The following is a 12,282-nucleotide window of genomic DNA, read 5'->3' on the forward strand; positions in this document are numbered from 1 at the left end:
CCCGCATCAGGGCGCGCACCGACTGGCGGCGCTGATCCATCTGGCGGTTCATGCAGCCCTGCAGGCGGGCGGCAAGAGCGGCGGCCTGCGCCTCGAGCTCGGCCTTGACGGGCACCGCCATTTCGGCAGCCCCTGTCGGCGTCGGAGCACGGACATCGGCGGCATAGTCGATCAGCGTCCAGTCGGTCTCATGGCCGACGGCCGAGATCAGCGGTATTTCGCTTTCGGCCGCCGCGCGCACGACGATTTCGTCGTTGAAGCTCCAGAGATCTTCCAGACTGCCGCCGCCGCGCGCGACGATCAGCACATCCGGGCGCGGAATGGCGCCGGCCGGCTCCAGCGCGTTGAAGCCGCGGATGGCGTTCGCCACCTCTTCGCCGGATCCCTCGCCCTGAACCTTCACCGGCCAGACAAGGACGTGCACGGGAAAACGATCGGAGATGCGGTGAAGGATATCGCGGATCACGGCGCCGGTCGGCGAGGTAACGACGCCGATTACGCTGGGCATGAAGGGCAGCCGCTTCTTGCGGGCGGCATCGAACAGGCCCTCGGCACCAAGCTTGCGTTTGCGCTCCTCGATCAGCGCCATCAGCGCGCCGGCGCCGGCCGGTTCCAGCGTCTCGATGACGATCTGATATTTCGAGGAGCCCGGAAAGGTGGTGACCTTGCCGGTGGCGATGACTTCCATGCCTTCTTCCGGGCGGAACTTCAGCCGCGAGAAGGTGCCCTTCCAGATGACGGCGTCGATGCGGGCGCGGTCGTCCTTCAGCGCGAAATAGGCATGGCCCGAGGAGTGCGGCCCACGATAGCCGGAGATCTCGCCGCGCACGCGAACCTGGTCAAAGGCGGTTTCGACGGTGCGCTTGATCGAGCCGGAAAGCTCCGAAACCGAATATTCGGCAAGGTTGGTCGGCGAATCGCTGTCGAAGACGTTGCTCATCCCTCCTTTCTATGTCCATCAGCGGTAAACGGGAAGGTCGGCATTGGGGGCGGGGCTTGGTTTTCCCGGCCGTTGAAATCGTTGGCGGGAGGGTTCGTCGCCGTTGCGTCGAGCGCGCTCGTCTCAACGCATCCTGCACATGCACTCGTTGCAGCCAGGTGGACAAACAACAAAATCGAGTAAATCTGTTTTGTTGCGGAACGTATAGTTAGACAATGCGTTTCACATGAAAGGGATTGCTAACCACCGCAATACAAAGGCTTTTCGGCAAAGCCTGCCGGTAAATCTTTGTTAGTTGGCGCTTCCTATGCTTCCCCTCGTTATCTCTGGGAAGGTGCTGAAATGATTATTCTCACAGCAGCAGCATTGGGCATCAGCGCCGGGCAAATGCGCTCGGCTGGCGTGATCGCGTTGGTCGCCGCGTTGATCGGAATGACATTCGCGCTGGCGGCGATAACCTCGCCCGGCCCAGTGTCCATTCTGGCATTCGTCTATGCCGTGCTCGGCTATAATGGCGGCCTCATGCTCTTCGTGCTCGGGCTCTTTGCCAAACAGCGCCTCCGTCGCGCCACGCGTGTCTCACACTGAAAGCGCGTCGCGATCTTTCAGATCGCTCCTCGCGCTTTAGGCCCTTATCTCAAACGCATGTCGTTATCGCAAAACCGCCGCACAGTTTTGCGCGACATGCTTTATTCCATCCTTGAAACTTGCCGGCGTCAATTCATCGCCGGCCGATAGCGAAAGAATTGCACGCCCATGTCGGCCGCCTTCGGAAGCGGTTCCAGATAGGGCGGGATATTCCCCTTGCCGAGCTGCGCATAGAGCCCATCCGGCTTCAGCTTGGCGATCTCGCGCGTCTGCAGGTCGCCGGGGCAGAAGGCAAGCGCCGTCACGCCAGTCCCCTTGAGGAAGGCTTCCGCCTCCTGAGGCTCCGCCATGCCGATATGCAGTTCCGTCAGCATGCCGCCCTGATTGCGATGATAGGGCGCGGAGAGAACCCGGTTCTTGGTGAAGCGGAGGATCGGCACGCCCATTTCCGACGGCGCGGAGATCAGTCCGGCCTGTAGCCCGGCGAGCGGCGCCAGCGCCGCTTGCGATGTGCAGGAAATCTCCTTTGCCGGCTTCGCGGCCTTCTTCTGGGCAGCATTTTCCATCTGCAGCGAGATAAACCCGCCTCCGACAGCCCAGGCGGCCGGAGCACTGGCGAGCACTGTCACGATATAGATGAAGGCGGCGGCGACATTCTCGCTGTCCCCGTTGGAGATGCGCTTGATATCGATGATCAGCAAGGCAAGCGGCAGGATCGAGATCAGGTTCGAGAACGTGGAACCGCGCACCTGGACCAGTGCGATTGCCCAGCTCGTCATCAGCAGGAAGAGCAGGATCAGGTGGATCTGCACGCGGTCACGTTGAGCGACGCGGAAGATGCAGACGGCGATACCGAACAGGCCGGCCGCATAGAAACCACCGATCGAGAAGGGATCGGTGCGCCCGAGAACGAAAAACGACTGCGCTTCCGATACATTCCTCAGCCAGAGCTCGACCAGCATCGGATCGAGACTGGCCAGCGGATCGCTCAGGCATTGCGGTGCGATCACGATCGCCGAACCGAAAACACCGGCGCCAACGACGGCGAGCGCGGCAAAGCGCAGGGGCCGGCGCAGGTGGCTGGCAAAGACCGCCGAAAACAACAGCAACCCGCCGCCGATCGCCGCCAGGCTGTAATAGCCGAGCGAGAGATTGTCGCACGTGACCATCGAATAAAGCCGGGGCGGCACTGTTGCGAAGAAGAGGATGCTGATCGCAATCGCCAGCGCCAGCCCGAAGGCCCTCGCGGCGGCAGCGAAATCTTCGCCCTCCCATGCCCAGAGCAGGGCAATGGTCAGGCAGACCGCGGCGACGAAAGGTGTCGTCTCGGCGCCGATGGCGATGGCAACCGCTGCAGCGATGCCGGCGACCGCATAACTCCAGGCGCGACGCTCGGGATCCAGCAGCATCGCGATCATCGTCGCGACCAAAGCCAGCTGCGCATTGTGATGATCGATGGCGCCCGGCGCGAAACGGTTTCCGGTGTAGATCGCAAGACCGGTCAAGCCGAGACTGATGTGCATGGCGGCAACGCCGCCGATGCGCCGACCGGCAACCGCCATGGCGAGCATGGCGGGCAGGATGAGCGATACCGGCCAGACGCCGAGCGCCAGCGCCTCGGCCGTCTCATGGGGTACAAACAGGCCGAAGAACCAGATCAGCGAGGCGATCGGCAGGTCGATCAGCCGCGACCAGTGCATCAGCGTGCCGCCGTCGAGGCCGAGACGGTATTGCATTAGATCGAACCAGGCCTGCCCGGCCAGAAAATCTCGAACTTCGACGAGACGCATTCCGTCGTCATTGTCGGGGCCGACGTAATCGGTGGCACCGGAAAGCTTGGTGATGAGGATGGCGGCGGCAAGGATGACGCTATAGGCGATGACGGTTGGCCAGAGACGCGTCAGCAGGCCGCGTACCCCGCCCCTGGGGGCGCCGGTCACGGAGGATGCATGGGCGATCGACTGCACAGCGTTCATTGTGGTTAGCGGTTCGTTTCCAGATAGCGAAGCTTAGCCGCCGCCGATCAAGAAAGTGTAAAGCCGTTTGTGGCAGCTGCCGATTTTGCCTGCGTCATAGGGTCTTATTAACGGCGCGTGATTTAGGCTGGGCGCGGCTTTAAGTGTAACGAGTAGAGTCATGGCCCGATCGCGTACCGACAATCTGAATATTGCCGTCCTGCTTCCCTGCTATAATGAAGCGGCGACGATCGGCCCTGTCGTCCAGGGCTTCCGGGCGACGCTGCCCGATGCTGCGATCCATGTCTACGACAACAATTCCACCGACGGCACCGCTCTGCAGGCAATGCTTGCCGGCGCGCATGTCGTGCGCGAGCGGCGCCAGGGCAAGGGCCATGTCGTGCGCCGCATGTTCGCCGATATCGACGCCGACATCTACATCATCGCCGACGGTGACGGCACCTATGCCCCGGAGGATGCCGAAGAGCTGGTGCGCACGCTGCTGACGGAGCGCGCCGACATGGTGGTCGGCACTCGCCGCGGCGTGCATGACGATGCCGGCCGTCAGGGTCATGCGATTGGAAACCGGCTTTTCAACCTGCTCTACCGGATGATCTTCGGCCCTGACTTCACCGATATCTTCTCCGGCTACCGCGCGTTTTCGCGCCGCTTCGTCAAGAGTTTCCCGGCTGTATCAGGCGGCTTCGAGATCGAAACCGAGATGTCCGTGCATGCCTCCCGGCTGAAGCTGCCGGTCAGCGAGCTGGAGCTCGACTACGGTCGCCGGCCGGAAGGCTCGCATTCCAAGCTTTCGACATTCCGCGACGGCGGCAAGATCCTCTGGATGTTCGCGATGCTGATGAAGGAAACCCGGCCCTTCGCCTTTTTCAGCGCAATCAGCGCCACCTTCATGCTGGCGAGCCTCGGCTTCATGGCGCCGGTGCTGGCGGAATATTTCGAGACGGGTCTCGTCAGCCGCATGCCGACCTGGGTGCTGTCGACGGCGCTGATGATGATATCCTTCATGCTGTTTACCGCCGGCGTCATCCTGGATTCCGTTGCGCGTGCCCGCGCCGAACAGCTTCGTATCCATTATATGGGCCTGGAGAGGCTGAGCGCGCTGAAGGCGCCGCTCAGCGACGCAGGGCCGGTATCGCGCGCCCGTCCCGGCAAGGCGGACGCGGCATGAAAAAGCTCATCCGCTTCACTATTGCCGGCGGCATCGGCTTCCTCGTCGATGCCGGCATCCTGTCGGCGCTGCTCCATCTGACGCCGCTCGGGCCGTTTCTGGCGCGGCTCGCCGCGATCGCCTTCGCCATGGCGGCGACCTGGGCTTTCAACCGGCGCTTCACCTTCGATCGCACCGGCCGTTCGCTTGCCGCCGAAGGTTTCCGCTACGGCTCGGTCGGGGTGACGGCAGCGCTGGTCAATTACGGACTCTATTGCGCGCTTCTGCTGTCGCAGCCGGCACTTCAGCCGCTTGCGGCCATGGTGGTCGCCAACCTCGCCTCGATGGTCTTCAGCTTTTTCGGCTATTCGCGCTTCGTCTTCCGCGCCGAGTGATTAGAGCGCCGCGCGTCCAAAAGGACGCGCAAAGGACGCTCTAACACTTTAAATTGGCCCATAATCCTTTCCGAAAATCGATCCCGATTTTCGGGGTTATGCGCTAGACTGCCTCCCAGCCGTCCTTCTCGCTGGCGCGATAGATCGCGTCGATCACCTTCTGGTTCAGCTTCGAATTTTCGAGCGTGACGATCTCTTCCTTGCCGTTCGTCACCGCCCGGGCGAAGGCCTCGACCTGCCGCTTGTACTGGCGGCTGTCCTGGAAGCGGAAGATGCGCGATTCCCTGTGGCTGCGGTCGGCAAGCTCGATCTCTTCCAGGCCCCAGCGATTGGCGTTGAACGGCGACTTGACCTCGATGTAACCTTCGGTGCCGTGAAAGACCATGACCTGACGGTTGGCCATCTGCGTCGAGATATAGAAGCTCAGCTCGAAATCGCCGAAATCGGCCTTGACGCTCGAATAGATATCCGTGCCGAAATCCGCATCGCGCTCGGTGATCGCCTGGATCCAGAGCGGCTCCTTGCCAGTGGAAAAGCGCGTGCTCATGACGGGATAGACGCCGATATCGGGAAGGCCGCCACCGCCGAGCTCGGGAACGTTGCGCATATTGGCGGGGTCGCGGTTGAAATAGGTGAAGGCGCCCTGCACATGCCGGAGCGACCCGATCGCGCCCTCATCGATCAACGAGCGCACCTTCTGCCAGACCGGCGAATAGTTGATCATATAGGCTTCGGTGACCACCACCCGGTTGCGGTCGCGAGCGGCGATCACGTCGTCGATATCGCCTGATTTCAGCGCCAGCGGCTTTTCGCAAAGCACGTGCTTGCCGGCATCGGCTGATTTGATCGACCATTCGATATGCTGCGAGGTCGGCAGCGGGATGTAGACGGCGTCGATGACGTCGGAGGCCAGCATCTCCTCGTAGGAGCCGAAGGCATGCGGCACGGAGAAGCGATCGGCCATCTCCCTTGCGCGCGTCAGATCACGGCTGGCAATCGCCGTGACGACGCAATTTTCCGCATCCTGGATCGCCGGAACGACATTGTCGCGGCCTATCTTCGCCGTTGAAATGATACCGAAGCGCAGCATGATCCAAGCCTCCCAAACTGATTTCCGCGAACCATATTCAGGCCTTGGCTGCGGCGCAATGGCGCGACCTGAAATCACGGAAGTTTGCCTTCCCGGATGCCCGGAATGCGCTAGGTTCTGTCAGGGCGGCGTTCTGCCGTATTCGCGATTTCAATTCCTTCACACTTCTGGAGAGCGTTATGGAAATGCGCCGGCTTGGAAAAACAGGTCTTTCGGTCGCGCCGATCGTCATCGGCGGCAATGTCTTCGGCTGGACGGCCGACGAGAAAACATCCTTCGCCATTCTCGACGCCTTCTTCGATGCGGGCCTGAACACGATCGATACGGCCGATGTCTATTCCGCCTGGGTTCCGGGCAACAAGGGTGGCGATTCCGAGGAGATCATCGGGCGCTGGCTAAGCCAAGCCAAGGTTTCCCGCGACAAGGCTGTCATCGTCACCAAGGTCGGTTCCGACATGGGACAGGGAAAGACGCTGAAGGAGACCTATATCCTCAAGGCGGTCGAGGATTCGCTGCGCCGGCTGCAGACCGACTATATCGACCTCTATCTCTCGCACTGGCCAGATGCCGATACGCCGCACGAGGAAACGCTCGGCGCCTTTGCCAAGCTGAAGCAGCAGGGCAAGATCCGCGCCATCGGCTGCTCGAACTATGATGCGAAACTGCTTCAGGCCTCGTTTGACGCTGCCGAGAAGGCCGGCCTGCCGCGTTACGATGTGCTGCAGCCGGAATATAATCTCTATGAGCGCGCCAGCTTCGAGGGGCCGCTTGGCGATCTCTGCGTCAAGGAAGACATCGGGGTCATCACCTATTTCAGCCTCGCCGCCGGCTTCCTCACCGGCAAATACCACAGCAAGGCCGATACGGAAGGCCGCGCGCGCGAGGGCCGGGTTTCGAAATATTTCGATGACAAAGGCCTGCGCATCCTGGCCGCGCTCGACAAGATTTCTGCCGAAACCGGCGCCAAGCCCGCGGAAATTTCGCTCGCCTGGCTACTGCGCAAGAAGGGCGTGACGGCGCCGATCGCCAGCGCGACCAGCCTTTCGCAGCTTGAAAGCCTGGCGAAATCGGCGACACTTGCGCTTTCCGATGACGCGATGGCGCTGCTCGACCAAGCCGGCGCCTGAAAGAAAGAGACGCCATGACCGTGAAGATACGCGAGGCCCGCCCCGAGGACGAAGCCCGCTGGCGCGAACTTTGGGCGGCCTACCTTGCCTTTTACGAAGTCGCGGTCGATGCCGATATCACCGATCAGACATGGCGTCGGGTCTTTGATCCGGCGTCGGCAATCGCGATGCGTGTCGCCGAGGTCGACGGCAGGATGATGGGCTTTGCGCTCTATCTCACGCATGAGGGCACGTGGATCCGCGGCAGGGACTGCTATCTCGAAGACCTGTTCGTCGATGCCGAGGCGCGCGGCAAAGGCCTCGGCCGGGCGCTGATGGACGATCTCGTTTCGACCTGCAAAGCCAAGGGCTGGTCACGGCTCTACTGGCATACGAGCGAGCAGAACAAGACGGCGCGGGCGCTTTACGACAGCTATGTCGAAAGCGACGGTCACATCCGATATCGCATCAGCTTCACTGCATAATTCCTTAAATCGGAACCGATTTAGGGATAAAATTATCCAGCAATTCAAAGTGTTACAGCGTCCTTTGCTCTCGAAAAGACGCGCGGCGCTGCAAGCGATGGAAAACCCGCATACCATTTTGAATGATTGCCTTCCCAATTGGCCATGCCGGGTTTGGTGAGGATGCCGCGCGGACTGATATAACTCTGGATCACCCGTTTCGGCCGTTCGTGCCACTGGATATTGAATGCCCATAGCTTCGGGAAGAAACAGAGCGAGGCATAAGGCAGGTGGTCGTGAATCCACCAGGCGAGCCGCTGCCAGTCGCTTTCATCGTGGTAATGGTCGATCATCCATGGCACGGCAATGCAGACGGCTGCGCCCATGCAGCCGTCGAAGTCCCTCATATCCCAGATGTGATGCGCTGATGTGGCGGCATTGGTCGAGCAGTTCAGCTTGTTCTCATTGCCGAACCTGTTGACCGCGGGCGAACGATAGCCGGAGCGGATATGCAGGCGCCCGAACGTTGCCTCTAGCGGCTCCAGCAACTCCTCGCAGAGCCTCTTGCCCGCCTCGATCGCCAGATCGGGATCCTCGGGGATATTGGGGATGCGGTAAAAATCGGCGATTTCGGAATGCAGGAAATCGCGGAGGAAGAAGTTTTGCGACAGCCGCACGCGGCCAAGGTCCTCCAGACCCTTCATCGAATTCGGCTTTCGCATGACTTTACCTCCCACATCGACGGCAGGAATCATCGCCCGGCACCGATTTCCAGTCCACCCGAAATCGATCGGGAACAATTAGCGCGGTCTTCTCTTCTTAATGTGTCGCCGCATTCGCGGTTTTCCCCAGAACAAGGATCGAGAAAATGGCCAAGGAAAAGACGTTGGAAGATCTCTTCTACGACACCCTCAAGGACATCTACTTTGCCGAACGGCAGATATTGCGCGCCCTGCCGAAGATGGCACGCGCCGCCCAATCCCCGGAACTGAAGAAGGGTTTCGAAAAACACCGTGAGGAAACCGAAGGGCAGGTCGAACGCCTGCAGCAGGTTTTCGAGCTGATCGGCAAACGCGCGCAGGGCAAGACCTGCGAGGCAATCCAGGGCATCATCGCCGAGGGCGAGGAAATCATGGAGGAATTCAAGGGCACGTCAGCTCTCGATGCCGGCCTGATTTCTGCGGCTCAAGCCGTCGAGCATTATGAAATCGCCCGCTACGGCACGCTGAAGACCTGGGCCGCGACGCTCGGTCTGAAGGAGGTCGTCGGCCTGCTCGACCAGACGCTGCAGCAGGAAACGGCCACCGACAAGACCCTCTCCCAGCTCGCCACCACGGCGGCAAACCAGAAGGCAAAGGCTGCCTGATGCACACGGCGCCCTAATAAAAACGGGCGGCCCGGTCCCCATTCCTTACCGGCCGCCCGTATCCTGCGCGCTGTATCTGAAGAAATCGATGAAGGCGCGCAGCGCCGGGCGCATCTGCCGCCGAGTGGGATAATAGAGAAACGGCCCGGAATAGGGCGCGCACCAATCCTCCAGCACCCGCACAAGCTTGCCGCTCGCCAGTTCGGCATTGACCCGCATGTCGAAGAGATAGGCAAGACCCGCACCGTTCAGCGCTGCGAGCAGGGCCAGCCGATCCTCGCTGACGATCAGCGGCCCGTCGACCGAAACGACAAGTTCCTGCCCGTCCTTTTCGAATTCCCAGCGATAGATCGAGCCGTTGGTGAAGCGCCGCTTGATGCAGCGATGATGGACGAGATCGCGCGGATGCTCCGGCTTCGGATGATGCTCGAAATATTCGGGCGAAGCGGCGATCACCGTCGTCAGATTGGGCGAGACCCTGACCGCGATCATATCAGCCTCCAGGCTCTCCTCCAGCCGGATACCGGCATCGAAACCCTCCTTGACGATATCGGTGAAGCCATCCTCATTGGCGATCTCCAGGGTAATATCGGGATAGAGGTTGAGAAAGTCGCCGAGGCGCGGGGCGAGCAGCAGATCGGAGGCGAAGCGCGGCGCAGTGATGCGCAGGTTTCCGGCCGGCTTGCCGCGCGTATCGCGGACGGCCTCCAAGGCAATATCGATCTCCTCGAGTGCGGGACGAAGTCTTTCGAGAAGCAGGCGGCCCTCCTCCGTTGGCGCCACGCTGCGGGTAGTGCGCGCCAGCAGCCGCACCCCCAGACTTTCTTCGAGGCTGGAGATCGCATGGCTGACAGCCGAGGGTGCGACGAGGAGTTCCTTCGCCGCGGCCCGGAAGCTGCGATGCTCCGAGACGGCGGCGAGAACGGCGAGTTGTGAGAGCTGTGTTCTGTTCATTGATCGAAATGATAGAACAACCTGTTAGAAACTGCATGTATTTTCTGATTGATGCCGCAGCGATATGGTCTGCCGGTACCGCAACGATCCGTTAGCGGTTCAAAATCAGCTCAAGGAGCGCATCATGAAAACCCGGAAACTCGGAAACGATCTGACCGTCTCTGCTGTCGGTCTTGGCTGCATGGGCATGAGCTTTGCCTATGGCGCCAGCGACGACGCGGAATCGATCAAGACACTGCATCGCGCCATCGATCTCGGCGTGACCTTCTTCGACACCGCCGAAGTCTATGGTCCCTTTACCAACGAGGTTCTTCTTGGCAGAGCGTTGAAGCCGTTCCGCGACCGCGTGGTGATCGCCACCAAATTCGGCTTCAAGATCGACGCCAGCAAGCCGGGTATTGCCGCCATCGCCGGCGTCGACAGCCGCCCCGAGCACGTGCGGGTGGTGGCCGAGGCCTCGCTGAAACGCCTTGGCATCGAAACCATCGACCTCTTCTACCAGCACCGGGTCGATCCCAACGTGCCGATCGAAGAGACGGTCGGCGTCATGGCAGAGCTGGTGAAGGAAGGGAAAGTCCGCGCGCTCGGGCTTTCGGAAGCCGGCAGCGCCACCATTCGCCGCGCGCATGCGGTCCATCCGATCGCAGCCCTCCAGAGCGAATATTCGCTCTGGACGCGCGATCCCGAAGAGGAGGTGCTTGCGACATGCCGCCAACTCGGCATCGGCTTCGTGCCCTACAGCCCGCTGGGGCGCGGCTTCCTGACCGGGGCGATCCGCAAGGCGGAGGATCTCGACGCGGACGATTTCCGCCGGCAGGTGCCGCGTTTCCAGGCGGAAAATTTCGACGCCAATGCCGCTCTCGTCGCGACGCTCGAGCGGCTTGCCGCCGAGAAAGGCGTGACGGCGGCACAGCTGGCGCTCGCCTGGGTGTTGAACCAGGGCGACGACATCGTGCCGATCCCCGGCGCCCGCAAGCTTCATCATCTCGAACAGAACGCAGCGGCCGCCGATATCGTGCTGAGCCCGGCGGAACTTGCGAGGCTTGAGGAGGTCATCCCAGCCGGGCAGGTGGCCGGCAAGCGCTATTCGGACGCCTCGCTTGCCATGACGAACATCTGAACCTGAAAAGCCCGGTCGGCCACAACCGGCCGGGCTTGCCTTCGGGGCTGGCGAAACTATCTAACGCCATCTCGAAGAACGGGATGAAAATATGTCGGACAGGCAGGCAGTCGAACAGACGGTTCATCTCTATGTCGAAGGCATGGCCTTCGCCAATGAGGCAGCCTTGAAAAAGGCCTTTCACCCGAAAAGCTCGATCATCGGCCATTACGAAAATGCCGTCGAATGGCTGACGCGGGACGAATTCATCGCCGCGATCCTGGCGGAGGAGCCGGCGCCGCCCGGCACGCAGCCCTACATGGATATCCAGAGCGTCGACGTCGAGGGCGATGCGGCAAGCGTCAAGGTCACCGACGATTTCGCCGGAATGCGCTTTACCGATTATCTCTCGTTGCTGAAGATCGACGGCCGCTGGACGATCGTCGGCAAACTCTTCCATCTGCATCTGTGAAAAGACCGGCCGCTATTGGCGACCGGTCCATTATTTGACGACGCTGGGTGAAGCTCAGCTTCTGAGGACACCGCCGGTGAATTTCGTGACGCTGGCGACGATCTTCTGCGTCAGCGCCTCGAAATCCTCGTCCGTCAGCGTGCGCTCGACCGGCTGGATCTGCACCTCGATCGCCACCGACTTCTTGCCCTCGCCAACCGATGCGCCCTCGAAAATGTCGAAGACATTGACGCCGGTCACCAGCTTGCGGTCGGCGCCTGTTGCGGCCTTGACGATCGCGCCTGCTTCCACCGTCTTGTCGACGACGAAGGCGAAGTCGCGCCGGACCACCTGGAAAGGCGACAGTTCGAGCGCCGGCTTGGTGCGCGTCGCCTTGCGCTTGGCGTCCGGCATCGCGTCGACATAGACCTCGAAGCCGCAGAGCGCGCCGGAGACATCAAGCGCTTCCAGCGTCAGCGGATGGAATTCGCCGAAATAGCCGAGCACGACTTTTGGCCCCATCTTGATCGTGCCGGAGCGGCCGGGATGATACCATTCCGGCCCGCCCTGCTCGATCTGGATATTGCCCATCGGCAGGCCGCAGGCTTCGATGACGGCGAGCGCGTCGGCCTTGGCGTCGAAGACGTCGACAGGCTTGCCGCCGCCCTTGGCGACGTTCGACCAGGCGCGACCGGCGCCGGCAAGC

General features: G+C 61.4%; 13 protein-coding genes and 1 pseudogene. 8 read left to right on the forward strand and 6 right to left on the reverse strand.

Annotation, left to right across the window (positions count from 1 at the left end):
* A partial coding sequence (xseA, locus tag MOV76_RS35465) for an exodeoxyribonuclease VII large subunit (RefSeq protein WP_247266284.1) occupies positions 1-940 on the reverse strand: 940 nt, incomplete at its 3' end.
* A 342-nt stretch (positions 941-1,282) separates the two neighbouring features.
* Between xseA and MOV76_RS35470 the strand changes: the two genes are divergently transcribed.
* Positions 1,283-1,528, forward strand: a complete 246-nt coding sequence (locus MOV76_RS35470) for a hypothetical protein (protein ID WP_018447920.1) — start codon at positions 1,283-1,285, stop codon at positions 1,526-1,528.
* A 128-nt stretch (positions 1,529-1,656) separates the two neighbouring features.
* Here the strand turns inward: MOV76_RS35470 and MOV76_RS35475 are convergent, their stop codons facing one another.
* The gene (locus tag MOV76_RS35475) at positions 1,657-3,504 is read right to left on the reverse strand and encodes a hypothetical protein (protein WP_247266285.1); all 1,848 of its coding nucleotides are present in this window, start codon (positions 3,502-3,504) and stop codon (positions 1,657-1,659) included.
* Between the two features lie 160 nt (positions 3,505-3,664).
* Between MOV76_RS35475 and MOV76_RS35480 the strand changes: the two genes are divergently transcribed.
* Both MOV76_RS35480 and MOV76_RS35485 read left to right on the forward strand, forming a co-directional pair.
* Positions 3,665-4,672: a glycosyltransferase gene (locus MOV76_RS35480; RefSeq protein ID WP_130653442.1), complete on the forward strand. Its 1,008-nt coding sequence runs from the start codon at positions 3,665-3,667 to the stop codon at positions 4,670-4,672.
* Positions 4,669-5,046: a GtrA family protein gene (locus tag MOV76_RS35485; protein ID WP_247266286.1), complete on the forward strand. Its 378-nt coding sequence runs from the start codon at positions 4,669-4,671 to the stop codon at positions 5,044-5,046. The genes MOV76_RS35480 and MOV76_RS35485 overlap by 4 nt, the downstream gene beginning before the upstream one ends.
* A 103-nt stretch (positions 5,047-5,149) precedes the next feature.
* Here the strand turns inward: MOV76_RS35485 and MOV76_RS35490 are convergent, their stop codons facing one another.
* A complete protein-coding gene (locus tag MOV76_RS35490; protein ID WP_130653440.1) occupies positions 5,150-6,136 on the reverse strand; it encodes a Gfo/Idh/MocA family protein in 987 nt (328 codons plus the stop codon).
* Positions 6,137-6,315: 179 nt separating this feature from the next.
* Here MOV76_RS35490 and MOV76_RS35495 point away from each other — a divergent pair, with 179 nt between their 5' ends.
* Both MOV76_RS35495 and MOV76_RS35500 read left to right on the forward strand, forming a co-directional pair.
* Positions 6,316-7,263 carry an aldo/keto reductase gene (locus tag MOV76_RS35495; RefSeq protein ID WP_247266287.1) on the forward strand — a complete coding sequence of 316 codons (948 nt, stop codon included), beginning with the start codon at positions 6,316-6,318 and terminating at the stop codon, positions 7,261-7,263.
* Positions 7,264-7,277: 14 nt separating this feature from the next.
* Positions 7,278-7,727, forward strand: coding sequence for a GNAT family N-acetyltransferase (locus tag MOV76_RS35500; protein WP_130653439.1), 450 nt, complete (start codon positions 7,278-7,280; stop codon positions 7,725-7,727).
* 44 nt (positions 7,728-7,771) lie between these two features.
* Here MOV76_RS35500 and MOV76_RS35505 read toward each other — a convergent pair whose 3' ends face one another.
* Positions 7,772-8,461, reverse strand: a complete 690-nt coding sequence (locus MOV76_RS35505; RefSeq protein ID WP_131605439.1) for a hypothetical protein — start codon at positions 8,459-8,461, stop codon at positions 7,772-7,774.
* Between the two features lie 113 nt (positions 8,462-8,574).
* Between MOV76_RS35505 and MOV76_RS35510 the strand changes: the two genes are divergently transcribed.
* Positions 8,575-9,072 carry a ferritin-like domain-containing protein gene (locus MOV76_RS35510; protein WP_028731767.1) on the forward strand — a complete coding sequence of 166 codons (498 nt, stop codon included), beginning with the start codon at positions 8,575-8,577 and terminating at the stop codon, positions 9,070-9,072.
* A 45-nt stretch (positions 9,073-9,117) separates the two neighbouring features.
* Here the strand turns inward: MOV76_RS35510 and MOV76_RS35515 are convergent, their stop codons facing one another.
* On the reverse strand, positions 9,118-10,026 hold the full coding sequence (locus MOV76_RS35515; RefSeq protein WP_018244388.1) for a LysR family transcriptional regulator: 909 nt from the start codon (positions 10,024-10,026) through the stop codon (positions 9,118-9,120).
* A gap of 124 nt (positions 10,027-10,150) precedes the next feature.
* Between MOV76_RS35515 and MOV76_RS35520 the strand changes: the two genes are divergently transcribed.
* Positions 10,151-11,146: an aldo/keto reductase gene (locus MOV76_RS35520; protein WP_247266288.1), complete on the forward strand. Its 996-nt coding sequence runs from the start codon at positions 10,151-10,153 to the stop codon at positions 11,144-11,146.
* A 91-nt stretch (positions 11,147-11,237) separates the two neighbouring features.
* On the forward strand, positions 11,238-11,597 hold the full coding sequence (locus tag MOV76_RS35525) for a nuclear transport factor 2 family protein (RefSeq protein WP_018244386.1): 360 nt from the start codon (positions 11,238-11,240) through the stop codon (positions 11,595-11,597).
* Positions 11,598-11,651: 54 nt separating this feature from the next.
* Here the strand turns inward: MOV76_RS35525 and MOV76_RS35530 are convergent.
* Positions 11,652-12,282 (reverse strand): annotated as a pseudogene (locus MOV76_RS35530) (phenylalanine--tRNA ligase subunit beta); the annotation flags it as partial.

Source organism: Rhizobium sp. PRIMUS64 (assembly GCF_023006465.1).
GTDB lineage: Bacteria > Pseudomonadota > Alphaproteobacteria > Rhizobiales > Rhizobiaceae > Rhizobium > Rhizobium leguminosarum.